This is a genomic window from Streptomyces sp. NPDC107471, assembly GCF_055582845.1.
On the sequence record NZ_JBVJPC010000011.1, the window covers coordinates 1 to 26,356 of the forward strand.

At 67.5% G+C, this 26,356-nt stretch carries 15 protein-coding genes and 1 pseudogene; 7 read left to right on the forward strand and 9 right to left on the reverse strand.

All coding sequences use genetic code 11. From position 1 onward, the window contains the following. Positions 1-149: 149 nt before the first annotated feature. Together ACZ66S_RS31950 and ACZ66S_RS31955 are read right to left on the reverse strand one after the other, a co-directional pair. The gene (locus tag ACZ66S_RS31950) at positions 150-518 is read right to left on the reverse strand and encodes a hypothetical protein (RefSeq protein WP_469905038.1); all 369 of its coding nucleotides are present in this window, start codon (positions 516-518) and stop codon (positions 150-152) included. After that, on the reverse strand, positions 500-7,423 hold the full coding sequence (locus tag ACZ66S_RS31955; RefSeq protein ID WP_469905039.1) for an RHS repeat-associated core domain-containing protein: 6,924 nt from the start codon (positions 7,421-7,423) through the stop codon (positions 500-502). The genes ACZ66S_RS31950 and ACZ66S_RS31955 overlap by 19 nt, the downstream gene beginning before the upstream one ends. A gap of 642 nt (positions 7,424-8,065) precedes the next feature. Here ACZ66S_RS31955 and ACZ66S_RS31960 point away from each other — a divergent pair. Further along, positions 8,066-11,914 carry a hypothetical protein gene (locus tag ACZ66S_RS31960; RefSeq protein ID WP_469905040.1) on the forward strand — a complete coding sequence of 1,283 codons (3,849 nt, stop codon included), beginning with the start codon at positions 8,066-8,068 and terminating at the stop codon, positions 11,912-11,914. Positions 11,915-12,472: 558 nt separating this feature from the next. On the opposite strand, the gene ACZ66S_RS31965 is transcribed toward ACZ66S_RS31960, so the two are convergent. Continuing rightward, on the reverse strand, positions 12,473-13,462 hold the full coding sequence (locus tag ACZ66S_RS31965; RefSeq protein WP_469905041.1) for a DNA polymerase Y family protein: 990 nt from the start codon (positions 13,460-13,462) through the stop codon (positions 12,473-12,475). Between the two features lie 85 nt (positions 13,463-13,547). Here ACZ66S_RS31965 and ACZ66S_RS31970 point away from each other — a divergent pair, with 85 nt between their 5' ends. From ACZ66S_RS31970 to ACZ66S_RS31985, 4 genes are all read left to right on the forward strand, one after another. Continuing rightward, positions 13,548-13,910, forward strand: a complete 363-nt coding sequence (locus ACZ66S_RS31970) for a DUF6233 domain-containing protein (protein ID WP_469905042.1) — start codon at positions 13,548-13,550, stop codon at positions 13,908-13,910. 773 nt (positions 13,911-14,683) lie between these two features. Beyond that, positions 14,684-15,100: an ester cyclase gene (locus ACZ66S_RS31975; protein ID WP_469905043.1), complete on the forward strand. Its 417-nt coding sequence runs from the start codon at positions 14,684-14,686 to the stop codon at positions 15,098-15,100. A 452-nt stretch (positions 15,101-15,552) separates the two neighbouring features. Then, positions 15,553-16,026: an ATP-binding protein gene (locus ACZ66S_RS31980; RefSeq protein ID WP_469905044.1), complete on the forward strand. Its 474-nt coding sequence runs from the start codon at positions 15,553-15,555 to the stop codon at positions 16,024-16,026. 134 nt (positions 16,027-16,160) lie between these two features. After that, positions 16,161-16,541, forward strand: coding sequence for an STAS domain-containing protein (locus ACZ66S_RS31985; protein WP_469905045.1), 381 nt, complete (start codon positions 16,161-16,163; stop codon positions 16,539-16,541). Positions 16,542-16,579: 38 nt separating this feature from the next. Here the strand turns inward: ACZ66S_RS31985 and ACZ66S_RS31990 are convergent, their stop codons facing one another. The 4 genes from ACZ66S_RS31990 to ACZ66S_RS32005 form a co-directional block, all read right to left on the reverse strand. Further along, on the reverse strand, positions 16,580-17,536 hold the full coding sequence (locus ACZ66S_RS31990; RefSeq protein ID WP_469905046.1) for a helix-turn-helix transcriptional regulator: 957 nt from the start codon (positions 17,534-17,536) through the stop codon (positions 16,580-16,582). A gap of 95 nt (positions 17,537-17,631) precedes the next feature. Beyond that, positions 17,632-18,768: a hypothetical protein gene (locus ACZ66S_RS31995; RefSeq protein ID WP_469905047.1), complete on the reverse strand. Its 1,137-nt coding sequence runs from the start codon at positions 18,766-18,768 to the stop codon at positions 17,632-17,634. Positions 18,769-19,314: 546 nt separating this feature from the next. After that, positions 19,315-20,586, reverse strand: coding sequence for an alpha/beta hydrolase (locus ACZ66S_RS32000; protein ID WP_469905048.1), 1,272 nt, complete (start codon positions 20,584-20,586; stop codon positions 19,315-19,317). 81 nt (positions 20,587-20,667) lie between these two features. Continuing rightward, a complete protein-coding gene (locus ACZ66S_RS32005) occupies positions 20,668-21,369 on the reverse strand; it encodes an alpha/beta hydrolase (protein WP_469905049.1) in 702 nt (233 codons plus the stop codon). Between the two features lie 137 nt (positions 21,370-21,506). Here ACZ66S_RS32005 and ACZ66S_RS32010 point away from each other — a divergent pair. Both ACZ66S_RS32010 and ACZ66S_RS32015 read left to right on the forward strand, forming a co-directional pair. Beyond that, positions 21,507-21,656: pseudogene (locus ACZ66S_RS32010) on the forward strand (sigma factor-like helix-turn-helix DNA-binding protein); the annotation flags it as partial. A gap of 1,416 nt (positions 21,657-23,072) precedes the next feature. Continuing rightward, on the forward strand, positions 23,073-23,627 hold the full coding sequence (locus tag ACZ66S_RS32015) for an SMI1/KNR4 family protein (protein WP_469905050.1): 555 nt from the start codon (positions 23,073-23,075) through the stop codon (positions 23,625-23,627). 184 nt (positions 23,628-23,811) lie between these two features. On the opposite strand, the gene ACZ66S_RS32020 is transcribed toward ACZ66S_RS32015, so the two are convergent. Next, entirely contained in the window at positions 23,812-24,927 is a 1,116-nt protein-coding gene (locus ACZ66S_RS32020; protein ID WP_469905051.1) for a mannose-binding protein, read from the reverse strand. A 91-nt stretch (positions 24,928-25,018) separates the two neighbouring features. After that, entirely contained in the window at positions 25,019-26,161 is a 1,143-nt protein-coding gene (locus ACZ66S_RS32025; RefSeq protein WP_469905052.1) for an RICIN domain-containing protein, read from the reverse strand. Positions 26,162-26,356 lie beyond the last annotated feature (195 nt).

Genomic DNA, 26,356 nt, shown 5'->3' on the forward strand with positions numbered 1-26,356 from the left:
ACACCTCCCTCAACGGCGCGGGAGCCTTGGGCGTTGCGGTCCTCATCCCGACTCGGCCTGGGTCACTCGATCAGTGGCCACTCTGAAAGAGCTCATTGACTTAAATCTCACCGAATTGGATTGTCAGGAAATTCTGACCGGACCATGAATTACACTGACCGTCTGATCAAAGCCGCCAATACAAGCTCCATAGCCTCGTCCACGAGAACGATCGCACCTAGCTCGCCAGCTCTCACAGATAGCAAGCCTACCCGACCATCCGAGTCTTCGAGGACAGGAAAGAAAAGCTCCCACCCGATTCTAGAATCCCGGACTTCGTCGATCGAGTCATATCTGTGCCTATACACATCAAGCACCTCCTTGGCCGGCGGGAAGGTGACTTCGACGACACCGTCAGACTCGGAGGCCAGCGCGGCCACCAACCGATCGACGTGCTCCACGAGACCCGCAGGCCGGAATGCAGAGAGTAGCTCCGCAATGTTCCCAACTCTCACCTGCTTCACTGCATTCCTCTCCATGCCGGATATGCATCTCCTGTCATCGTTCCCTCGATTTGAACCTCGAACTCGCCTCTGAATTCTACCCAAGGCTCGTCATTGCTGTGTACATGCGGCCGTCCGGCAGGTATCTTCGATTTGATAACCACGCCGACGCCGGTCGGCCCCTTAGTTGCTGCCCGACGTGCCACTGTCTCACTTGTCGACCAACTGGTGAATGGACTATCGGTGTCACCATAGTGATGCGACTCCGCCGAAGCAGGTCCTCCACGGGGGACGGCCACGCCATCCACCGCCGCATCGAAGCCAGGGTGTCCCTCCGGGACACCGCGATAGACGGTCGTCCCACCCTCGCAGTTGTGAACGAGGATCGGAGTGGCCCCTGCCAACACGTAGTACGTGTGCAGGGTGCCGACCGTCAGGTCGTACGTGGTCTCCTGCTGGTGGAAATTGCGGACCCCCACCACCGTGACCGTGGCTCCGGACGCTGTGCGGAGCTTCGTGCCCGGCGTCAGCTTGTGCGCGTCGGTCCAGCGGTGGTGCGTTACGTCCCAGAAGGGGTGGTGCCAGGTGGTGGTGAGTCTCTGGTGGGGTGCAGCCTGAGGTTTCTGAGGCGGACCGCGGGTCGGGGCCGTGTCCAGGGTCAGGGTTGTGAAGTTCTTGTCGGTCTTCGTGACGATGACCTGCTGGACCTTCTCCGGGGCCGTCACGCCCGTCTGCGGGTCTGTCGCCAGGACCGTGTCACCGGTCTTGATCTTGTTGATCGCTCTCGACGTGCCGTCCGCCATCTCGACCCCTGTACCGGGGACGAAACTGTGCAGGCAACCCACTCCCTCGACCGCGTCGGCCCCGGCATGCTCGGCCTCTGCGAATGCCTTCTCCGCCCGCACCGCGTCCTCGGCGATTCGCGCGGCTTCCTCCGCGTCCTTCACCGCCGTATAGGCACGGTCCAGGGCCCGCCAGATCTTGAAGGCCTCGACGCCGACCTTGATGGCCTTGAAGACCTTGCCCCACGGGACCGCGGTCAGGGCTGTGTTGACGCAGCCCATCACGTCGCCCTTGGTGAAGCAGTTGTAGGCGTCGGTCAGACCGATGATGTCCGCGACCAGGCTCAACAACTGGTGTTTGAGGCCGGACACCTGCTTCTTCGCCGCTGCGGCGGCCGCGTTCGCGGTGGCCTTGGCCCGCTGCGCCGCCTTCACCTCGGCCTGACGGTCGTATGTCTTGTTGTTGATGTTCCCGCCGCCCGCGCCCGTTCCTTCGCCGAGCTTGTGGCCGTCGGTGCAGTTGCCGTGGTGGCAGTACGCGGTGTTGCTTCCGCCCGGATCGACCGGGCCGGTCGTGACGTACCGGGTCGGGTTGCTCTTGCTGCCGCCCGTACCGCCGATCGGGTAGCCGACGCCGCACTGGTCGGCCATGCACAGGCCGGAGGGGTCGGACTCGGTGACCGGGGAGTCGCCGGCGTAGTCGTAGGCGTTCCAGGTCTGGGGGGAGCCGGGGTCCAGGAGGGGGTCGGGGCTGAGGAAGCGGCCGATGGTGGGGTCGTACTCGCGGGCGCCGAGGTGGGTTAGGCCCGTGTCGGCATCCTGGGTGCCGCCGACGTATCCCTGTTGCCCGATCCAGGTGCCGGACTGGTCGCGGGTTTCGCCGAAGGGCTTGTACTGGCGGCGGACGACCTGCTGGGTCTGCGAGTCGATCTGGAGGGTACCGGTGCCCTGACGGTCCGGAATCAGGTAGGAGAACGTGCCGTCGGAGGAGTGGGTGGCCACCGTCTCGCCCGCCAGGGAGATATAGCGCACCCCGTCGGCGCCGGCGGCACCGGACTTGAGGGTGATCTCCTCGTCGCCCGTGTAGAGGGTGGTGGCGCCGGGGCTGCGGCGCAGCAGCAGGGTGCCGTCGGCGTCGTACAGGTACTTCGTGTCGCCCGCCGAGCCCGTCGAGGACAGCGCGGACAGGTCGCCCTCGTCGTCGTACGTCAGGGTGTCGGTGCCCGCTCGGGTGGTGCGGGTGAGGACGTTGCCGTCGTCGTCGTAGGTGTAGGCGTTGGTGGTGTTCGCCGTCGCGTCACCCGGCACGACCGTGTCCACCTGGGACACAGCGTGGGCCGGGCCCGCGCCCGCCGCGACGGGGGTGTAGGTGGCTGTTGCGTCCTTCGTGGTGGCGCCGGTCGTGTCGTGGTCGACCTGGGTGGCGCGGGCGCCGGTGGCGTCGTAGGTCCAGGACTGCCAGTACGGTGACGGGCCGCCCACCGTCGAGGAGTTGCCCGTCGCCGGGGTGGCCGCGCAGGCGTCGGTCGCCGTCCATGCGGACTTCAGGCGCTGTGCCCAGTCGTAGGCGAAGCACTGGGTGTCGGTCTGGCCGGTCTCGAGCTTGTCGCTGATCTTCGTGACGTTGCCGGACGGCTGGTAGGCGTATGTCGTCTTGTCAGCGATTGCCGCGCCCGACTGAGTGATCGTGGTGGAGTCGGTCAGGCGGTGGGTCTGGTCGTCGTAGTTCAGGGTCTGCTGGGCGAAGTTGCCCGAGGTGCCGTAGGTGAACTGGTACGGCTCGTCGAACTCCGTGTAGGAGAGCTTGTCGACGTAGGACCAACTGTTCGTGGTGCCGCCGACGGCCGTGGGCCGGTCAAAGGCGTCGTAGGAGTAGAAGACGGTTTCCGAAGGCAGCTTGACGGCTGAAGGGTCCTGGTCGGTGTAATTCCTCAGGGTGCCGGTGAGGTTGTACGTGTTCTGGTGGATGTAGTTGCCGGCCAGCGCGCCCTCGGCTGCCGGAACGACGAGCTCGGTGGCCTGTGCCCAGCCGTGGCTGTCGTAGCCGAGGACCTTCTCGGTGTACGCCGTCCCGCTCGTGCCGCCCACGTAGCGGGTGGACGCGGTGGGCCTGCCCTTCTTCAGGGTGTCGTACGTCCAGGCCGCGAGTTCGTTGCCGGTCGACTGGGCGGCACCGCCCGTGGTGTCGAACTCGGCTGTCTTGCGGCCTAGTTCGTCGTACTTGTAGCTGATGGTCTTGCCGCGGGCGTCGGTCGTGGTGAGTAGTTGGCCCGCGTTGTCGTAGGTGGAGGACGAGCTGCCGGTGTCGGGGTCGGTCTGTGAGGTGCGGCGGCCGAGGAGGTCGTAGTGGCTGCTCCAGGTGTGGCCCTGGCCGTCGTCCTGGCCGATCTGGTGGCCGGCGGCGTCGTAGGAGTAGGTGACGGTGTCGGCGGTGCCGGTGGGGGTGGTGCCGTGGTAGCGAAGGAGCTTGATGAGTTGGCCGCGGGCGTCGGTGTATGTCGTGGTGGGGGTCGCGCCCGCGGGCGGGGTGACGTCGACGCGGTCCGAGCCGGGGTAGGCGGTGGTGGTGCGCCAGGTCTCGGACGCGAAGTGGTAGGCGATCGAGGCGGTGGCGCGGCCGGCGCCGTCGTAGAGCGTGCCGGTCTGGGACGGCGTCTGGTTGTCGGGCGCGTCGACCAGGTCACCTGAGGGGGCGCCGGTGTTGTAGTACGCGTCGGAGGAGCTCACCGGCCAGCCGTGGCTGTCGTACACGGTGTCGGTGATGGTGCGACCGCCGTCGACCGTCGCCGTCTGCGTCTCGCGGGGGCGCAGCATCGCGTCGTAGATCGAGATGGAGGTGCGGTAGGCGTTGTTGTCGGTCAGGGTCTGGGTGGTGACCGTGGACGGCACCGAGGGCGAGAGGTTGTAACTGAACTTAGTGTTGGGGTTGTTGTCGGTGGGGAAGCCCGGATTCCATACGGCGGTCAGCCGGCCCAGCGCGTCGTAGGTGCTGGTGGTGGAGTAGCCCGCCGCGTCGGTGGTCTTCAGGTCCAGGCCGCGGGCCGGGTCCAGGGTGGTCGTGGTGGTGAAGGCCGTGGTCTGTCCGGTGACCTTCGGCTGGGTGACCGACACGGAGGTCGGGGCGCTGCCGGTGGTCGGGGTGTAGGTCGTGGTGGTGGTCCGGCCGTCGGCGTCGGTCTCGGTGAGCTCGCGGCCGTAGGTGTCGTAGGTGTTCTTCAGGGCCGTGACGTGGTGGATGGTGCCGTCTGCGGCGACCGAGTCAGCCTTCTGGACCATCGTCACGTCGCCCTTGGTGGGCACTGCGGTGTTGTCCGTGGAGTTGTCGAAGAACGTCAGGTCGTCGCTGACCAGGTCCTTCGTGTAGTCGGGGGTGGCGGAGCAGGAGACGGAGAGGTCCTGGACCCGGCGCGGGACCGGCAGGTTCGCGCCTGAGGAGTCCTGGACGTACCAGGTGCGGGTGCACTTGTCGTCGGTGGACGTCGAGGTGTCACCCTGGTCGTCCACGGCGGTGGGCAGACCCGTCGCGGGGTCGATCGTGTAGTCGACCTCGGTGGTCTGCTTGGTGCCGTCCGCCTTGGTGGTGACTGTGCGGGCTCGCTTGATGTTGGTGGTGTGCGCGACCAGCGGGTCCAGGCCGGCGATCGTACGGTTCTGGGTGGCGGTCGCCGCCGAGCTCCACGGGTCGGTGACGCCGTCGGACAGCAGGGCGCCGCCGTCGCCGTTGTACGACTGGGCCTCGAAGCCCTGGCCGGCCAGCCAGTCGGAGTCCTTCTGCGGATCGTCGTTCGCGGAGTCGTCGAGGGTGACGCTGCGGGTGCCGGAGGAGGTTTTGTCGCCGTCCATGCCGCGGAAGAAGGTCTCCCGGGAGAGGGTGATGGTAGCGGGCGACGTTCCGGTGCGGGTCTCGACGGTGCCGTAGCCGCGCCACTGGTTCCAGGTGCGGTACTTGGCCTGGGTCATCGGGTCGTCGTTGAAGTGCCAGGCCGGGTCGCCGATGTACTTGTACGAGGTCTGGACAGGAAGCCCGCCGCCGGTGGGGTCCTGCGCCGTGACGGAGTTGACGACGAACTTGTTGAACCAGTCGAGCTGCGGGGAAGTCTGGCCGGCCGGGGTCCAGTACTGCGGGTAGCAGCGGAGGTTGTTGCCGTCCTGGCTGGACGGCAGCACTGCGGTGCCCGTGCGGTGACACTGCGGCCCGGTGTAGTTGACGGTGATCACCTCCCCGGACTCGGTGGTGACCGTGGTGATCCGGTAGCGGGTGATCGGCTGGTAGCCGTCCAGGCCGTCGACCCGGTTGGCCAGCGCCTGCCCGGCGAACTTCACCGGCGGCAGGTCGAGGCTGCCGCCGTCCTTGCCGGTGTGCACGATCTGGCTCAGCCAGAGCGAGGGGGTGGTGGTGTCACCGGTGGCGGGGAGGGTGTGGCTGAGCGTCCAGGCGTCGACGTCCTTGTAGGCGGTACCGACCAGGACCTGGGTACGGATACCCGTCAGGCGCCGGTTGGTGAAGAAGGCCGGACCGTGGTTGTTGCAGGTGCCCGAGGACGGGCAGATCTGGTCGACGGGGACGTCCGGCCAGTGAGAGGCGTTGACCGTCGTCATCTTTGAGGACGCGCAGTCGAAACTGGAGTCGGCCAGGCAGCGTTCGGAGGTGTCGAAGAAGACCTGCGCGGCAGCCGGCGTGGTGCTGTCGTAGACCTTGTCGGCGAGCTGCCCGTACTGGATCTTGGAGAGGTAGCCGTCCCGGGTGTACGGCGTCGGGGTCGTGGAGTTGTCCCGGCCGTAGTAGCCGGTGGTCGGTGTGTACCAGTAGCTGACGGCGTTGCCGTGCGGGTCGACGGTGTAGTCGAGGTTCCACCGGTAGCCCTGCTGGCACCACGAGTCGGCGAAGGTGGACGCGTGGCACGGCTCGCCCGTGTCGTTGCCGTAGACCGGCGTCGTGAAGACCGAGTTGGTGGTCGCGGCCCCGGTCGTCCAGCCGGGCAGGCGGTTCAGGCCGAAGTAGTACTTGGTTCCGTCGGCTGTGGTGACGACGAAGTACTCGTTGTCGTTGTCGCCGTTGACCGTGTCGGTTTTGAACTCGATCTTCTCGCCGTTGTCGCCCTGCGGGTGCCAGGTGCCGGTCTTGCCGTCGTGGACGAGCGTGTTGGACGAGCCGTTCAGGGACAGGGTCAGTGTGTCGACTTCGTCCGACCAGCACTCGTCCGAGGTCTTCGGTGATCCGTTGGCGGTGTCGTCGGAGCAGGAGGCGTAGCCGCGCTCGACGAAGCCGGGCGAGTAGTCCCAGCCGTCGCCGATCCAGGAGGACTGGGCGTTGGTGGAGGAGGTGCGGCCGTCAACGCTCTGCGAGTTGTAGTCCAGGGAGACACTCGGGGTGAGGCTGCCGGGGACGTCGGGTACGGAAATCGGGTACGAGTACGTGAAGGCGCCGCTCGAACCGCCGGCCGACCACTGGCCGGACGGGGCCAGGGAAGTGGCCGCGTAGGTTCCGCCGCCGCCCGATGCGGTCGCCTCCGCCGCGAGGATCATGGGCTGCGAGGTGCTGACCTGGGCGGAGACCGTCTGAGCCTTGGTGTCGTTGGTGGAGGTCAGCGGGGTCTGCTTGCGGCACTCGACGGCTTGCGGGGTGGTCAGCGCGCAGGCGGGAAGCTGGACCAGGCGCAGGCGACCGGCCCAGTCACCGCCATATGCGTCCTTGAACCGTGCGTAGTCGAGGCCGACCTGGGCCGTGCCTTCGTTGGTGGCCCGGTCCGGGCGGACAGTGAGGACCACGCCGTCCAAACCGAGTTTCCGCGCCGCTGTCTGCCCGGGCAGCGACACCGTCAGGCGGGTGCCCGCGGCGGCCCGGTGCGCTCCCTTCGCCGGCGCGACGATGACCGGAACACCGTCGGGCCTCGCCAAAGCGGCACCCTGGGCCGGAACCGCCACCTCGGCCGTTCCCTGGGCGGGCCAGGACCGGCGCGCCTCGCCGGCGTTCCAGCGCGCCATGGACGGCACCTTGACCGCTTTTCCCTTGACCGGGGAAACCGGCACCGGATGTGCTTTCTCGGCCTTGACGAGGTAATCCGCGTGGTGCACGGAAGCGGCCGCGTCCGTCGGCGAGAGCATTCCGACGAGCAGACCGAGAGCCCCCACCGCGGCGACCCGTCTGTAAATCCGCAACCGAGTATTCCGACGCACGCGACCCCCCAATTCAGCACGGTTTCCAAGGAGTATTGGAACAGACCGAACCGACGTACTCACAGCCCGTGAAGATGTGCATCAGGTATAGAAATCACCATGGGTCACCCCTCGTTCGACCAAAGATGGCGGGCGAATACGTCAACTCCCCCACGAACACGGTCGATTGCTCAACAACATCCCCATCTAGGCCATGCAGCGGCAAACTTGCACACTGCATCCATACGGTTGTCTCCTTGCCCTCATTACGGGTAACCTCCCTCGCGCTCGTAGGCGCATTTCGCTCGGACTCGAATTGGGGGGCAGATGTCCGACCTTTTCCGTCGGCTTTCACTCGGCAGTTCACTCAGAAGGAACACGCGAATTCCCGGCAGATTTCTGGTGCTGGCCACAGTCGGCGCGGTCTGCCTGACCCCACTCGCCGTCCAGCCGGCGTCAGCCGACACCACAGCTGCTTCACCACCGGGCGCCATCACGGACGTGCACACAGAGCCGCCCACTCTGGCTCCGGCACCGACGCAGGACACAGACCCGCCGAAGCCGACCGGCTCACTGCGTCCACCCGGGGACGGTGACCTGACGGACGGCGAGGAGTCGGCCCTGGCTGCCGCCCAGAAGCAGGCCGTGGCGACTGGTGCGCAGGTCCGGGTCGACGCCCTGACGACCGAGACGACGACCACGACGGCCAATCCGTCCGGCACCCTCACCTACAACTCCAGCCTGCTGCCCGTTCGGGTCCGCAAAGCGCACCGGTGGATTCCGGTCGACGCGACGCTCCAGCACAACGCGGACGGCACCTGGAGTCCGAAGGCCGCGGCCGAGCCCCTCGCGTTCTCCGGCGGCGGCACCGCCCCACTCGCCACCATGACCAAGGGAGCGGCCTTCCTCGCTCTCTCCTGGCCGCACGCTCTCCCCGCCCCCCACGCCTCCGGCGCCAGCCTGACCTACCCCGACGTGCTACCCGACGTCGACCTCAGGGTCACCGCCGACACCCAGGGCGGCTGGTCCGAGGTCCTGGTCGTCAACAGCGCACAGGCCGCCGCCGACCCCTCACTCACCGAACTCACCCTCACCACCCACGCCAAGGGCGTCACCGTCACCGACGACGGCCACGGCAACCTCGCCGCAACCACCGCCGGCGGGCAGGTACTCTTCAGCGCCCCGCAGCCAGCGATGTGGGACTCCACCGGAACCGACGCGGAGACCGGCCCCTCGCCCACTGCTCATGTCGCCCGCGTACAGGGCCACTTGCACGGCGACACCCTCTCCCTGTCCCCTGACGCCCGGCTGCTCAAGAACGCACACACCAAGTTCCCGGTCTACATCGACCCCACCTGGAACCCCCACTACGCCAGCGGCGCCAAACAGCACTACGTCGAGACCCAGCAGGGCTGCCCCACGGCGAAGAACTACGACTCCACCCAGTACGGCGATCCCGGCGTCGGCTACAACAGCTGGTCAGGCTGCATCGGCGGCGAGCGCTCATACTTCCAACTCGCCGTGCCCTCCGCCGTCTACGACTCCCACATCGTCTCGGCGACGGTCGACGCCAAGGAGAACTACTCCGCGAGCTGCAGTCTGTCCTCTGACGTCTACCTCTACTGGTCCGGCGCGATCAGCTCCTCCACCACCTGGAACACCAAGCCCTCGCTGACCAGCAAGCTGGCCACCAAGAGCTTCGGCCCGGCCTGCACGAGCGAGCCCTCCGGCGGCTTCTCGGTGACCTCGACGATCGCCAAGGGTGCCGCCGCACACTGGAAGAGCTGGACCTTCGCCCTGGTCAACAGCCAGAGCGGCAGTGGTGACGGCAACTACTTCAAGCGGTTCGACAACAACCCGTCGATGTCCATCGAGTACAACCACGTCCCCAACAAGCCCGGCACGCTGGCCACCAAGATCGGCTCCACCTCACTCGGCTGCGGCACCGCCACCCCCTACCCGATCGTCGGCAAGACCCTCGCCACCACCCCACCCACACTCAACGCCACGGTCAGCGACACCGACAAGGACGCCCTGGCCGCCACCTACTCCTATTGGGTCGGCAGCGGCTCGGCCACCACGACCACCAGCGCCACCGTCGCCAGCGGTGCCAACGCGCCCAAACAGTTGCCCTCCACGTTCATGAGCGGGCTGGCCGACGGCAGCCTGGTGAGCTGGAAGGCCACCTCCAGCGACGGCAAGGACACCTCCGCCACCTCGGCGACCTGCCACTTCACCGTCGACCTGCACAGCCCCGCCCAGCCCACCGTGACCAGCGCGGACAGCCTCTACCCGGAGGACCAGCCCGGCATCACCGCGGCCGGCACCGCGGGCAGCTTCACCGTCTCGGTGAACCCGGGCACCAACGGCAACAACGCCGCCAAGTTCCTCTACGGCCTCGACGCCGCTCCGCCCACGTCCAACACCCCGGCCGCGCAGACCAAGACGGCGGTCAGCAACAAAGCCACCGTCACGGTGACCCCGGCGGCCCCCGGCACCCACACCCTCTACGTCTACGCGGTCGACTCCGCGGGCAACGTCTCCTCCCAGCAACAGTACGAGTTCACCGCGCTCGGCCACACCACCAAGAGCTACGCCAGCTTGCAGGCCGCCTACAACAACACGGCCACGACCGACGACAGCAACCGCACCACCGCCGACGCGGACGGGGTGGGTGACAGCCTGTCCCTCCAGACGCTCAAGGCGGCCGGGTGGCAACCCGGCGGGAAGATCACCGTCGACGGTGCCACCTTCACCCTGCCCAACTGGGGTTCCAGCGGCGGCGACAACGTGATGGCCGCCAACCAGACCATCCAGATGAACGGAGCCACCGGCCAGGCCCTGGTCTTCCTCGGCTTCTCCACCTACGGATCCGTCGGCTCCCAGCACCAAGACAGCGACACCACCAACCCCGTCGTACCCGACAGCACCAACACCTCCGCCACCAACTGCAGCCTGGGCAACGGAACCTACGAGGACTGCACCACGCCGAAGGGATCCATTACCTACGGCGACGGCACCTCACAGCCCTACTACCTGACCATGCCCGACTGGGTGGACGGCCCCAACACCCTGGCCGCCGTCACCCTCCCGTACCGCAACATCCCCAGCAACCCGGTGCCCCACAGCACCAACATCTACGCGTTCGCAGTCCCGCTGAAGACCGGCGCCACCGTCAGCTCGGTCAATCTGCCCGACGTGGCCGACGCCGCGCACAAGTACGTGCCTGGGATGCACATCATCGGCATGTCCGTCCGCGACACCACCACCGCGGACAACGGTGACACGTGGACCGGAAGTTGGAGCGCACCGACCGAGGAGCGCTTCCAGTTCTCCTCGATGGGCGCCTTCGGCAACCAGACCTTCCGCGAAGTCAGCCAGATAAGCGCCGGCGGCGACCACGTGCGGCTGCGCCTGTCCGATGCCCTGGGCAGCGACCCACTGACCCTCGACCACGTCACCGTCGCCCCGTACAGCAGCGGTGCCGCGGTGACGTCCACACCAGTGGACGTGACCTTCAGCGGAGCCAAGTCCGTCGTCATCCCAGAGGGCGGCGAACTCTACAGCGACCCGATCCCCATGACGGTCGCCCCGGGCGGAGTGATCACCACCAGCATCCACCTGGTGAACCAGGTGAGCTACCTCGTCATGCACCCCTGGGCAGCCACCGACTCCGTCGGCTACGTCAGCGCCGTCGGCAGCGGCGACCACACCACAGACACAGCCAACACGGCGTTCACCGGCACCGGCACGATCGCAGGCCGCTCCACCGACATTCTCACCGAAGTCGACGTCACCACCACCGACCACCAGTCCACAGTCTCCGTACTCGGCGACGGCCTCATCAACACCCGCACCACGGGAAATACGGCCGGCTACACCACACCCCGCTTCAATCAGTATCTGGCGAATCGTCTGATCACCAACACCGACGGCGTACCGATCTACGGCGTCACGGCCTCCGGCATCGAGAACAACTACCTCGGCACCGACCAGGGCGCAGGCGCAGGCGGACGCGCCGCACTGACACGCCTGGACCGTGACGTTCTGTCCGTCCCCAGCATCAAGACGGTCGTGGTCACCCAGGGCCTGGAGGACATCGTCGCCGGCCACGACGACGTCGACATCGACAGCGCCCTAGGTCTCCTGCGGGACCAACTCAAGGGCTGGGGCATCAAGGTCATCCTCACCACCCTCACCCCCTGCGACGGCTACAGCGCCTGCGCAGCGGCCGTTGACCAAAACCGCATCGATACCAACACCTGGATCACCGACCAGCTCGACTTCACCACGCCCACGGTGAGCTACGCCGACGCAGAAGCGGTCGTGGCGGTCACCGACACGGCCAGCACGGCCGACCCGCAGGCCCTGAAGCTGGGCAGCGATGCGGCACCCGCCGACTTCGACTCCGGTGATCACGTCAATCTGACGCCGGACGGTTACAGCGCCATCAGCCAAGCCTACGACCTCGCCTCACTCGGCCCGGACGCGTAGACCTCGCAACAAAGCCGAGGGCGGACACCCCGAGGGGTGACCGCCCTCCCGCGTCAGCCAGATCAGTCGTCCGCCAGACCGCCGACCCCGCCCGCCAGTCAGCCCAGCTCAGGTTCCAGCCGATGAGGCCGTGGTCCATGCCCACTCTCCTGTAGCCGGTGCTCTGCACGGCCACCCGCTGAAGAAACTGCAGGCGGCGAAGAAGCCCGACTCGTCGCGGTCGGTGATCGATTCCTCGCACCTCCGGGCAGCCCACACGGGCCCAAAAATGCCCTAGCGCGGTCGACCGCGCACGCTCAGGCAACCAGCACCACGCATCACCGACAACCAGAGCACCCCGCTTCCGGCGTCGCTGACCGGCGGCAACCGCAACGACGTCCGCGTTCGAGGCCGTGGTGGCCAGGCCGGACGGTGCCCGGTGGGATGCCACGTGCGGTGAGGGCGTCGTCGACGGCCTGGAGATAGAGCCAGCCAGTGCAGAATTGCCTGGGGTGCGCCGCGTAATCCTGGCGGGTCCAGCAGCACGACTACCTCCAGCGGGAGCAGGTCGGGGGTGGGTCATGAGGCGCGGCGGAAGACGGCGGCAGGCCCGATGACACCGGGGCCGAACTTGTCGCGGATGCGGTCGATGGCGGTCTCTGCGGCGAGGCGGTTTTCGCGGGCGTCATCAAGGGAGAGCTGCCAGGCGACCAGGTCGGCGTCGATGAGGTCCTCGCCCTTGAAGACCAGGACGGTCAGGCGGCCGCGTTGCAGACCTACTGCGTCCATCGACTGGTAGGCGAGCTGGCGTAGAACGTCCGCGTACGCGGAAAGGGCCGTCATGCGGCGGGTCTTGTCCCACGTCCCGCCGCCTGCGAACTGCAGGGTCAGGGCGTGGGCCGCTTGGTCGCAGCCCCGCAGCCGGGCCACCAGCTCGAGCAGGGCAGCGCGGACGACGGCGCCGTCCAGGGCGTGCTCATCGAAGCGGTAGCGCTCGCTCGCCGTGGCCGGAAGTGCTCGGGGGACGACCGGGCAGGCGTCGATGCCGCGGGCCCGGTCTGCGGCCAGGCGGCCGGCCCTTCCGCCCAGCAGGCGCCGCACGGTCGCGGGCGGCACTGCGGCGAGCAAGCCCCCGCAGTCCACGCCGTAGTCCCGTAGCGCCGCCGCCTGCCGCGGGCCGATCCCGTGTAGCGCGTCGACGGGCAGCGGCCCGAGCCAGCCCGCAACCTCCTCGGGGGTGATCGCGAGAACCCCGCCCGACCGGGGAATCCGACCGGAAGCGGTGGCGGCGACGGTGATGGTGGGGCCGATGCCGACGCGGACGTCGACGCCCAGGTGGGAGATCGTCCTGATCCGCAGCACCTCTCCCAGCCGGCCGGCGTCGACGCCGTAATACGGCAGGGCGCCGCGCAGGTCCACCAGGGCAGCGGTCGGCGGCAGCGCCTGCACCACCGGTGACAGACCGGCCAACTCCTCCAGGACCTGCCGGTAGGTCTCCTCCGGCAGCCGGTCCGGGCAGCGCACATGCATCACCACACCCCGCCTACCTGCCGTCACCTGCGTACTCATCGTGCTCACCTCCCCCATCACGTTATCGAGCATGCAATCGAACGCGCGGGGGACGTGACGTGATCATGGGCATAGAATCAAAAATGTGTTCGATGATCCGCCGCCCGACCTGGACCGACTGCACACCCTGCGGGTGTGGCACGCCCTGTGGCTGCACCGCATCGACGCGAAAATCGCCCGGCTGGAACGCCGCAAGGCCGAGGAGGAACACGGGCGGAAGAACCGGCCGAAGCCGGCCGAGTGGGTCGTCGAAATCGGCATCGGCACCCGCAAGCCGCCCGTCCAGGTCCACGCCGGCCACTGCCACATGATCGGCTCCCGGCGCCGCCCCATCAGCCGCGACGAAGCCCGCCGCCTCCTCGCCGACGGCCTGCGCGCCTGCACCCACTGCCAACCCGACACCCAACTCCACATCATCGACTTAGCCGCCGGCCCGCACCGCCCATGACCCGCGCCCTGAGCGCGGCTTCCCCTGCGGGCCGGCACCCCCTCGAAGGCACCCAGGCCGGCGGGCGCGGCTCGAACCTCAGCGCCAAGGCTCTGCATACTCTGAAACCTGGCCGGCTCTTATGCGCCGCCCGGAACAGGAACCACCATGACCACTCCCCACCGATCACCGAACCCGACCCCTCCGCACTGATCTGCCCCGGCGACAAGATCGGCCCCTGCGCCGCCTGCCAGCGCAAGACCCACAAGTACGGCAGCGGCGGCATCCCCCTGTGCAAGTGGTGCATGGAATCAGCGAAGGCCGACTGGGGGTCGACCGTGCGCTTCGTCAGCACACGCCCGTAGGAAAGACGGCGTGCGCTGCCGTGACTGGCCACCTCCGCAGGACCAGTGGAAACCGGGCCCAGGGGACTGCGCTGGAGACGGGACGGCAATGGCACCCCTGTCCGTGCGGGTATCCGCGAAGTGCCCGGCCGATTGGGCCGGGCACCTTCGTCGGCGTACGCGTCAGGCGGGTGCCTGCCTGGGGCCTGGGCGACATGAGGCCGGGGACGTCCGGATGTCCTGGTCAGACCAGTGAGGGCAGGTGATCCGGGAGGCCCGGGGGATTATTCCGCCGCCGGTCGTGCGTCCGGGCAGCGGGTCAGGTTTCCCGGAGCACAGGACCGAGACCACGTGTGCGGTGTCGAGTGCTTTTTCCCAGCGGGCGGCGACGAGGGTGGCGACCGCGGCGTTCTCTGGCGAGTCCGAACGGCCGATGGATACGGTCTCTTCATGTCCACCTCAGCCGACGCCATCAGCAAACGCAATGCCGAAGTCGTCCGCCGCTATCTTCGGGTTTTCGAGACGAAGGACGTCGCCGAGTTCGAAGAGCTGGTCGCCGAGGACGTCCTCGTTCACGGCGCGGGCTTTCACGGCCAGGGCCGGCACCATCCCGAGGGGGCAGTGCTGACGCCCGGGCTGTCCAACTGCCGCGTGCAGGTGGACGACCTCTTTGCCGCCGGCGACCGAGTGACCGTGGCTTTCATGCTCACCTACACACACGACCGCAGCGGCCGGGATCTCACAATGACGGGAATCAAGTCCTACCGGCTCCGCGAAGGACGGATCGTCGAGTTCTGGGGCGAGACCGACCTGTACGGCCTCCTCCGCCAGGCCGGACTCGTACCCGAACAGATGCCGCCCTTCTAGCCGACCAGAGCTGACCGCCCCCGACCACAACAGTCACGGAACAGGGCGAACCTTGCCTGATGCGCCACTAGCAAGCAGAGGCAGACTCGGCACGGGGGGAACCGAGCCTGCCCCTGCATGTCGGCGCCCGCGAGCCTCCCCCCGGAGTGCAGGCGCCCTGACCCCGCCCGGGGGTCATACTGTCCAGCGCTGCGTCAGCTCGAGATGTCACTGCTGATCACTGAAGGCTGCAAGATCAACACTCCCATGGACAGTCCCATGCGCTGGCGTTCGCCCGGCACGGATCACGACTGAACCACCCGCACACGACAGGCCACAGCCCGCGCCCCGTCTGCGCAGGCGGCAACTGTGACTAATGTTCGGGGGATCACTCGTTTGCCGGGCCTGTGGCCGCGATTTCAGGACAAACGGTGTAGGTCAGGTGAAGACACTCAGGGTGCAAGGCGGGTCGCATGGTGCAGGCTGAAGAGGACGAGGGACACGAGTCCCTGGTCAGCAGCCCAATATCCGTTTCGGCCGCGTACGAAGCCACGGCGGAGATCGCCGAGGCCCGGGACCTGGCCCGTTCGTTCCTGACCGAGGTGCAGGCAGTGCACGGGCTTCCCGTGTCGGCCCGGGCGATGGGCATGGTCCAGTTGGTAGTGAGCGAACTGGTCACCAACGCCCGCAAATACGCTCCCGGCCCCTGCCTGCTGACGCTGGAGATCAGCGACGGGGCCGTGGAAGTGACGGTGTGGGACAGCGACCCGGTCCTGCCGATCGCCAAAGCCGCCGATCCCGACCGGGTGGGCCAGCACGGCCTGGAAATCGTCATGGCCGTCTGCCGCAGCATCGAAGTACACCGGGAACCGGTGGGCAAGCGGATCAAAGCCGCAGTGGTGCTGGCCGACGACCCCGGCGGCGACGTCACCGGCCGCCTGGTCTAAGAAGCGCGGGCCGACCCGGACGACGGTGACCTCGGGGTGCATTGGCCCCCGGCCGGAGACGCCCCTCCCCCCACAGCTTGGGGCCGTCAGAGGCCAAGTGCAGGTGAAGGCACTGGTGTGCCAGGATCGCCGGCATGACTGGGGACAAGATGCCAGACACCGAACAAACTCCGCCGCCAGGCCGCCTGGAGATCGTGGACACGCGCAGCGAGGGCATCCGCATCCTCACGCTCTCCGGTGAGATCGACAACGACACCGGCGAAACGCTGCGCCAGAAGCTGGCGGATGCCCCCGTCTGCCCGCCACCACGTGTCGTGATCGACATGCGGCAGGTCACCTTCATGGACTCCACCGCCATCAACATCCTCATCCACGCCCACCACAACGCCACCAACGCCGGCGGCTGGCTACGTCTGGCCGCACCCACCAGCCCCGTAATGCGAACCATCCAGATCGTCGGCATCGACACCCTCATCAACTGCCACCCCACCCTCAGCGAAGCCCTCAACACCTAAGCCGGTTGCGGCCGTGAGTGATCAGCGCGAGAAGTGCCTCACAGCCAGCCCTGCCGGGCTGCCTGCAGTCCAAGCTGGAAGCGGGTCTGCGCGCCGAGTCGTTCCTGCAGTCTGCTGATGCGTCGGGCGATGGTGCGTTCGCTGACGCCGAGTTCGCGGGCGATGGCTTCATCGGTCAGGCCGGCGCTGAGGTAGGTCAGCAGTTGCTTGGTCTGATCCGGGGTGTCCTGCCCGGTTGCTGTGCCTGCGTTGATGGGTACGGCGGTGCGCCAGAGGGCGTCGAAGACGCCGACCAGTCCGGTGAGGAAGGGAGAGGAGTGCACGATGACGGCGGAAATGCTCGATTTGCCAGCCAGTGGTGCACGCGCCGCAACGAGGGCCCAGAGGTCATCGACGATGGTGATGTTCATCGGCACGTGCGCGTACACCCTGGCTTCTTCTCCGGCATCGACGCACTGCTGAACCATGCGCAGGGCGGCAGGGTCGTGGAGGACGTGTGCGCCGTAGATGACTCGGTACTCCACGCCACGGGCGAGCGCGTCGAAGAGCCCGTCGACGATCTTGTGTCCCTCGGTGGAGAGGTTGCCCAGGGTCATCGCCCGCACTCGCTCCCGTGCCAAGTGCTGGATGCTGTCGAGGACCTGGCGGCCGGCCCGGTGAGAGGGAAGCAGCTCGAAGTCGGTGCGGCGCCCGAAGCTGCGGTTCCACAACTGGGAGAGGGTATCGGCGCTGTCGCGGGCCAGCGCGGCCTCCCGTGAGCGGCGTTCGGCGAGGAGGTCCATGGCCAGCCGCGGTGGAACGGGGACGACGTTGTCGCCCTCCCCGTGCTCGATGAGCCCGAGTTGTTGCAACTCCTGCAAGGGGTCAGTGAGGTCCTGCTTGGTTGTCTGGGTGCGGGAGGCCAGTTCTCCGATGGCGCCTTCGCCGAACTCTATGAGGTCGAGGTAGATGCGCTCGGCGGCCGGCGAGAGGCCGAGAGCTTGCAGGGGCTCCATGGGGAAGGTTCTACCACCGCAGCTCTCGGCCATCTCGGTGCGGGCGGGCAGGAGCGACCCTTGATGCCGGCTGTTCCTGCTGCCCGTGAGCATGGTCAGGCGTCGGGTGCGACGAGCGCGGGGAGCTCCTGCTCGAACCGGCCTGCGAAGGTCAGCGACGGGAGGATGTGGCCTTGGTCGGAGGCGCTTTGCGCTACGCCGTAGCCCCATTGCACCGCGTGCAGTCGCTGGGCCGGGGTGCCGTGGTGGGTGCCGGAGGCGAACGAGCAGTCGCCGAGCTGGAAGAAGACCTGGGAGAACTGCTGTATCCGCTTCCACTGAAGCGAGGCGCCACGGGCGTGAGTGAGGTAGTACGAGCCGAAGGCGTCTGCCATCAGCTCTGTACGCCTGCTCGCCTCGGCGCCGGTCAGGGTGCTGGCGAAGAGGTTGCGCTGGTACTGCACGTGGTGGCCGTACTCGTGAGCCAGGATCGCCTTCGGGGCCACGTCGTCCAGGCCTATGGCGCCGAATCCTTCCAGGACGCCGTCACCGACAACGATCTCGGGCGGGACGGTCCCGATGCCTGGCAGGTCCAGGCCGTTGATCGCGAAGGCGTTGAAGGTGAAGAAGGGGTGGCGGCCGTGGTCGAAGGCATCCGTGTCGACGCGGGCAGCCGCCTCTGCGCCGAGCTGTGCGGAGGTGTTCGCGTCGAAACCGAAGCCGACCTCGAAGACTCTCGCTACGCGTGCCTGGTCGAGCAGCATGTCGGAGTGCATGGGAACGACACGGACCCGGCTGCCGTCGATGTCCCAGAAGGACCGCAGGTCGCGGGCTGTGTGCGTCACCTGCGTGGTGTCAGCTCCATCGGGCCCGAAGGCGGTGCCCGCGTCATCGGGGAAGAGAACGGTGTCGAGCAGGACGACCTGCTGGAAGAGGCTCGCGAGTCCGCGATCCGTCGGGGTCCAGTCAGCGGTGGCGGCGGCCATCCAGTCACGTACAGGGGTGTCGGTCGTGCACCGGTAGTCGGCCGGGTCGATCGCCGGGCCGGGCAGCAGGTCGTCGATGCCGAGTCGGCCCAGCAGTTGGTCGGCTCTCGCCGCGGCGGTCGGTGAAAGTGCGGCGAGCTGCGTGTCCAGCACGCTTTCCTGTGTCGTGTCAGGGGTGGCGGCCTGCGCCTGCGCCGGCAGGGCGACCAAGCTGACCGCGAGACTCACGGAGGCAGCCACCGACCGCCAAGTGATACGTGTGTTCATCGTTCTCCTCGAACCAGGGAAGCGGAGCGCGACAACTATCGGCAGACGACGATCGGGGAAGCGAGAGGCGTGGGTTGGCAGAAAACGGCATGACGGGAATACGACGCCGTCGAGAGGCGGACACCCTGGCACAACAAGCCGCAAAACTCTCCCTCCTGCACCAGGACAGCCGGGGCCGGGGCTCGGTGATGCCAAAGGCATGATCAAGGTGCTCGGCGCGGAGCCGGGTGGGTGCGCTCGACATGCGTCCGTTCTGGGGAGGGGCGTCCTGAAGTGCTGGTGGAAGGGCGCTGGCCCCGGCGCCGAGTGGTGCGCGGCAGGGCCAGCGCGGGAGCGGACCGTACGACGGACGCGAGCCGTTCGTGCGACCCGGTCAAGCCGTACGGCCCGCGGTCCGGGCGTGCGGGCTGCGGTCCGGGCGTGCGGCCGGCCGGGCGGCAGTTCGTGCGGAACTTGGGCCCGGCTGCGGTTCGCCTGCATGCCCGACACATGCGGGGCGCACCCGGGGGAACTGGGAACAAGAACATCCAGGCGAACGGCTGCCGTTCAGGGCAGGGTGGCGGTGACGTCCACATCCGCGATGGCGGCGTCGGGTTTCCGCATGCCCGTGAGTACCGGGTCCTGCCCGATGTCCCCCATGAGGTAGCGGCGGAAGAAGGCACCGACGTAGGTGACGGCGACGTGGCGCTGCTGCGATTCGGTCAGCCGCCTGGCCGACTCTGCACCGTCACGATCGGTGCATTGTGCGGGGCGTCCTTCCACCGGCGTGGCATCGTCATAGGCCGCGACCTGGCCGCTCTGAGGTGACCACTGCGTGTTGAAGTAGTTGTGGTTCGCGCCGGGGACGGCGAACCGGTAGAAGCCGCGCCGGTTTCCCTTTGCCGCGTCGGCCGCGAACGAGAACGCCTCACCGCCGACCTGTCCGTCGCATGTCCCCCGCAGGACGGCAAATGGAGTCCTGGTGATTGCGTAGTCGGACATGTTCTCCGTCATCACGTTGTAAGCAGGCGCCAGCGCCGTCACCGCCTTGACATCGACACCCTTGGGCCATTCCTGTCGATGGCTGTCAGCCGCCTGCCATGTAACCCCGGCCCCCGCCCTGGAGTGCCCCATGACACCGACGTTGCCCATGTCGACGTGGTGGGCGAAGCCGACACGATGTGGCGCTCCGGTCTCCGGGTCGACGAACTTCCCGGCGAGGTCGCCCTTGCCCCCGGCGCTGAGGTCCCGCCACATCCGCAAATGCCGGTTGATGAGATCCGCCCGCGCGGCAGCGTTGTCATCCCCTGACACGGAAGAGGCGTTGATGCCGTTGGCACCAACCGAAACCACGACAAAGCCCTGTCCGGCCAGCGTCTTGCCCAGGTAGTCATACCCGCGCTCGCTGGGCAGCGTGGGCGTTCCCGGCGCGCACGGCCAGGCGAACAGCTTGGCGCTGGCAGCTTCGTACGCGGCGTCGTCCCCGCTGCTTTCAGCGGCCGCGCGCGCGGCGTCGGCATCTCGGTCGGCGCAGGTCTCGTGCCACCCGTGCAGCATCACGATCAGCGGATGCCGTCCCTTGGTCAGGTCAGCGGGGTAGTACACCACCCCGGTCAACTCACCCGGTTCTCCCGTCTGCGGCAGATGCCAGGCCTCAGCACCGAGGTCGTAACGGACCGTCCCCGTGGTCCCGGACGAAGACCCCCGTGTCTGGTCCGCTGCGTCGTCCGCTCCCGCCGTAGCCGTATACGTGAATGTGGCCGCGGCAACGCACAGCACCGCAGCCGACAGGCCCAGCAGACGAACCGAAACCCTCGTGCGCTTGTGTCGCTTCAACATGTCTCCATTCGTGAGTACAGGGGCCCAGGCCCCCGTTGCCCGCTCATCGCCGTCGCCCCGGGGCGAACGTGGCTCTCTCCTTCAACGGGAGGCGGCGTAGGAATCCACCACGAACCTGATGACCCGGTCCTCCAACGCGACCCCTGAGGCACCGGTCCGCTTGATCATGTCTGTTCCGTGGAAGCCGCTCTTGTTGACGACGAGTTCCTTCTTGTGGGCAGCGGAGGCCGCGTAGACCTCACGGACCTGCTTCTCCACCGCGCCCTGCATGTCGCCGGGAGACACCACCAGAAGCGTCGGAACGCTCAGCTTCCGCTTCCTCACCGCAGACACGGCATCCACTCCGCCGCACCGCGCAGGCGAGGACATCATCAACAGACCCACCACGCGCAAAGGTGTGTCAACACCTGCGACAGCCGCGGTGGTGCCGCCGCACGACGCCCCTGCCAGGAACACCCTCTTCGCACCGGTACGGCGTAGTTCAGCGAGCCCGGCGCGGGCATCGCGGTCAACGTGCTCGTTGTCGGCCGATTCCTCGGACGCACCGTGATTGCGGTACTCCGGGATCACCACGTGATAGCCGCGCTCCGCCAGTTGTCGCCCAATATCGACGAAGGAGCAGATGTTGTACCCCTGCTCGTGATCCAGCAGGACACCGTCGGGCCCATCTCCCAGGACCAGCGCCGACAGATGCACCTTGTCGCTGGTTGTCAGCGTCGTCGCCTTGCTCCTCAGATTCTTGGGCACGCAGGCGTTGACGAGATGCCCCTGTGCCGTGCGCACGGTGCGGTCAGGCCAGCTCGGCTTGTACGAGACCGGTGCGTGATCCGGTGGGGCTGAGGGAACACGGCTTCGCGCTCCGGGGTGCACCGGCACGGTAGACACGGCAGCCCCCGCCTCCGCGTGACGTGCCGGCTTCTCAGCAGCGGGAGGTCCTCGTCCTCAGGTACTGGTCCAGCATGTCCGAAGCGGACATCGCCGCGACGTTGGGCCTGTCCCGCGGTGCGGTGAAATCCACAGCAAGCCGAGCACTCGCGGCCCTGGCCAGAAAACTCAAGGAGACGCCATGACAGCCGTCGAAGACCGCCTTCGCGCCGCGCTCCACGCCCGGGCCGCTCAAGTCACCCAGCTTCGACCGCCCCGCCCTCCATCGACCGGCGCGCGGATAGTCATCCGCCCCGGACTGCGCAGGGCCGCGGTAGTCCTCCTGGCCGCGGTAATAACGGCCGTCCTCCTCATACTGCCGCAGATGCTCTCCCGTAACGACCCGCAGGCACCAGCCGACACACCCCCACCAGCTAGTCCGAGCAGCAGCGCGCCGCCCTCGCCTGCCCCCTCCACTTCGAAGGAGGCGCCTATGCCGGTCGCGCCCTAGGGTCCGCCTTCAAAGATCATCGGTGGTGGCTCATGGTGGTGTGATATGCCGCCATGAACTCCGCGACCAGGAAAGGGAGTTACCCAGCTCCCCTCATACCGCGAGCTGCAACAGGCCGTCCGCGCACGTGGAGGACCCGCGCGCTGCTTGCCGACTGCTTCGCCACGACGCCGTCTGCCGGAAACCCGCCGAGCCCGCTGCCGCGATGCTTGAAGCGGCATGTACGGCGGCGGCAGGGTTCGCCCACCGGCGCCTGGTGCCCGCCCGGAGGAGGTGGTGGGGGCGAACGTGCGGTGGTTTCCGGCTACCAACGACGCGCAAGCAGCCCCCGATCCCCCGAGGCGCGCCACCCCGTCCCCACCCATGGCTTCTTCTCCTGTTCTTCTCGTCTAGGGAAATGTGGGGGTGCAGAGGGGATGTCAGCCTGGCGACCATACTCATAGGGTGACCTGCTGATATGTCGTCACCGGCAGTTCGGGCGGGGGCCGTTGTGGGAGGGGTTGTCAGCGGGGGTGTGGTCGGGGTTGCTGGCCAGGTGCCGGTCTCCCAGCGTTTCAGAACGACTCCGAGCGGCGTCGCGCGTCCTCAACGTCCTCGACCAACTCTCCAGCTACGGGCAATCGGGGGCAGACCCGAATGCCAGACGCACACGCAATGCGTGTTCCCGAGACCTTCCCTCCGCAGATCCGTCCTTCTATTACGCGCCCATGACCCGGTTCGGTTCCGGCACTGAAGATTGCCGAGCCACAGGAGCGGTCACATACATCGACGCTTACGACCTGCGGCCGTGGCGCCTGGACCCGCCCAGGAATTGGAAGCCTGCTGGGTTCTATCAACTTCCTGCAAGCAACCGAGCAGCCTTGCATTTGATCGGAAACCAAACGGGGGGGCAAATAACACGTAGCTGGATACCAGACTCCTGCAAATTCCCCCCACATGCGCTCCCTGGAAGACGAAATAACCCGAACTGTGAAGGCGGGGCAGCAAGTGGCCCTTGGTGCTCTGACTGTGCATGGCGGAAGCAATCAAGCTGTTCCCACCCGGATTGAGATGCATGCAGTAGGAGACGAGGGCTACTGCCTGAGCTGCACCACCTATAATCAGCCCTCTGGTGGTTACTCGTGCACTGAAAGGTCATCTGGTGGAAATCTATCGATTCCATGAACTCCTGGGACAGCCGTTGCTCAACGGTGACGTACAGCGGGACTGGCGGGCGCTGGAAGAGAACTTCACGGTCTCGTTGCCGGACGACTACAAGAAGTTCGTTACAGCCTATGGTCCCGGCTGCGTGAATGACCAACTCTACCTGTTTCATCCACGAGCGGCGGGCGGAGAGGAGGGACTGCGCCTCGAAACGTTGTGGGAGCAAGCCTCCCATGCCTTTTCAGAACTGCGCCGAAGCGCGCCAGATATGTATCCTTATCCAGTGCACCCGGAACCCGGAGGTCTCGTTCCAATCGCCCGTTCGACCTCTGGAAACCATGTGTTCATCGCACCCCCACAGCAGGGCGAAGGTGATTGGTTCGTTATCCTCGACATGGGCCAGTGGATTCCAATTCAGATGCCTTTCACGGAATTCATGTGGGCGGCACTCCGGGGAGAACTCGATATTCCGATAATTGAAGGTGAACCGACTTTCGAGCCGATCGGCACGGTCGAGCCATAGCTATTTCGGCATTCTCAGATTCTGACACCGGCCGTATCCGAAGTAGTCCACCCCGTCCACCGAGATGAACACATCGACCGTCAGTGTCTGCATCTGGATCATCCGTCCCTTCGACCAGCTTTCACAGGGACGTCAGAGCCGCGCGCGGATCCTCGACATGCGCGCCGAGACACCTGCGAAACGGTCAGGTGGACCACGTCACGGTCGTACCGTCCATGATGACCACCTTGCCATCCGTGCGCAGGATCAGCTTCGCACCCGGGTGGCCCCATACGTCCGCTCCCCAGATGGGCCGGTCGTCGCCGTTGTGGATGACGAGGTTGCCGTCCGTCTGGAAGCGGGCCGTGTGGTTCGCACCGAAGGTCATCGAGGCCCAGGTGGCCTTGCCCTTCTCGTTGTAGACGACGAGGTTGCCGTCGGCCTGCATGACCATCTTGATGCGGTTGGTGCTCCAGGACTCACCGACGGACAGCGTGCTCGGTGCCGTGACGGACGTGCTGGTCCACACCGGAGCCTTGGGCTTGGTCGTCTTCGCGGAGGGGGCGGCGCTCGGCGTCGGCTTGGTCTTGGGCTTGGTCTCCGCGGCGTTGTTCACCGCTGCCGTGGACTTGGTCGGGCTCGGCTTCGCGGACTTCGTGGCCGCCTTCTTGGTCGGGGTGGCGGAGGGGGTCTGGGTGGCGTAGTCGTCCGGGGCCTCCTGTGCCGCGTTCGCCCCCAGCAGCGTGTCGCTGTCCTCCTGCCCGACGGAGCTCGCCGTCTTCTGCTGCGAGTCGTCGTCCTGTCCGCCCATCAGCAGGAAGGGAACGGCGACCAGGACGGCACCGACGATGCCCGCCGCGGCCAGCATCGGCTTCTTGGGCCGACCGCCACGGGAGTCCCCCGCGTCGGGGTCACCGGAGGGGGCGTCGGCAGCCGTCGCGACCGGCACCGCCGCGGTCGTCGCCTCGTCCGCCTCGCTCCGCGCGTCAGGCTGCACGATGCCCTCCGCCTCGGTTCGGTCGGGCTCGCCGGCTACGGACGCCTCCTCGGCTTCCCGGGTGACCGCTTTGCCCGACAGCGTTGTCGTCTGGCCGACGCCTTCTTCCGAATCCTGCGCAGGGGCCGGTACGGCCGCACTCGTCCCGTGTTCCGCCGCTTCACCCGTCGTCATGTCGGGGGCGGCGGCCGCGGTCCGGGCCGGGGTGAGGACACCCTCGGGCGGCTCCGAGGACGCGGGCAAGGCGACCGCGACGCGTATCTGCGGGGCACCTTGGGCGGTGCCGGGGGATGTGCCTTCTCCCGCGTTTCGTGCGGCACTCATACGGGTGTTCTCCGGTGGGGTGTCGGTGTCCGTCGTGGGGTGTCGGTCAAGGATGGCGTCGGTGTTCTGCCGGTGACGGCCTGGGCGTGGGTCAGACGATCCAGCGGTCCGCGGAGCCGCATCCGCCGATCTCCAGGTGCGCGTCGTTGCGTGCGGACGCGCCCCCTTCGAGTCCCAGGCAGAGGTTGTCGCTCGAGTAGCTGCGGATCCAGTACGAGCCGTCCGAGCGGGGGTCGAGCCACCACATCTGGTTGTCTGAGGTCGCGCGGCAGTAGTACTCGGTGACGTTGGTGCCCCCGGCGGCCGCGCCGTAGTAGGGCAGGTCCATGCAGTAGCCGTCCTTGCTGTTCTTGATGAGGAACAGAGAAGCCCCCTGGGGTCCGCCCTTGGCCTGCGCGACCTCCAGGTTCCACAGTTGGTTGTCGGCGGTGGTGCCGTCGCAGGGGTACTGGTTGACCGGGCCGTCGACCTTGCCGTTCCCGTAGTTGGGGACGTCGGCGCACAGACCCGTCGTGGAGTTCCTGAGCAGGGTGTTGGTGGCGCTGGATGCCGCGTTGGCCTTCTGGCGGAGCTTCTCGGCGGAACTGACAGTGCCTCCCTTGTCCGTCTTGGGCTTCGCGGACCGGGTCGCCTTCGGAGTCTCCTTCTCCTGGTTGGCGACCGGTACGGCCTTCTCGTCCTCGGCCCGCTTCTCCTCGGGGGACTCGCTGGGCGAGGGGGACGTGGAGGGGGACGGCGAAGGCGATTGGGTCCCGTAGCTCTCCGAGGGGTGCGGCATCCGGTCGGTGTCCAGGACCGTGCCGGCCGCGTTGTCGGTCCGGTCCGAGGCCTTCTCGTCCTTGTCGCCCTGTCCCGCCACGAGGAACGGGACCCCTATCAGGATCGCCCCGACGATGGCCGCCGCGGCCAGCATCGGCTTCTTCGGCCTCGCATGGGCCTCGCCGGCGGCCGTGGGGCCCGCGCCACCGTTGCCGGATGCCACGACGACGGTGTCCGCATCCGGCTCGCTTACGGCGGTGTCGGGCGCGGTCTTCGCGGCGCCGGGCTCGGCGGGCGCAACGTCGGGCTCAGCGGGCACAGCACCGGCCTCGGCGGGGGCGGCGACGGGGTCGCCCGTGGTGGCCGTGGGCCTGGCTACGGCCTGCACTTCCGGCGCCCCCGAAGTCGCCTCGGCACCCTCGGCCTCCGCCTCGCCTTCACCCGCGTTCCCGGTCCGAACGGGCTCGCCTGACATGCCCTCCGACGCGACGGGCGCGGGCGCCACCTCAGAGGCGGCGGAGGCACCCGGCGCTACGGCGGGCACCGGGGCGGTCGACTCTGCGCTCGCCTTTCCTGAACGGCCCGCACCCGGTGCCAGCGCCGTACCGGGGTCCTGTGCCGTCCCCTGGAGGGGCACCGCCCGGCGGATCGTCACCGGGGACGAACGGGA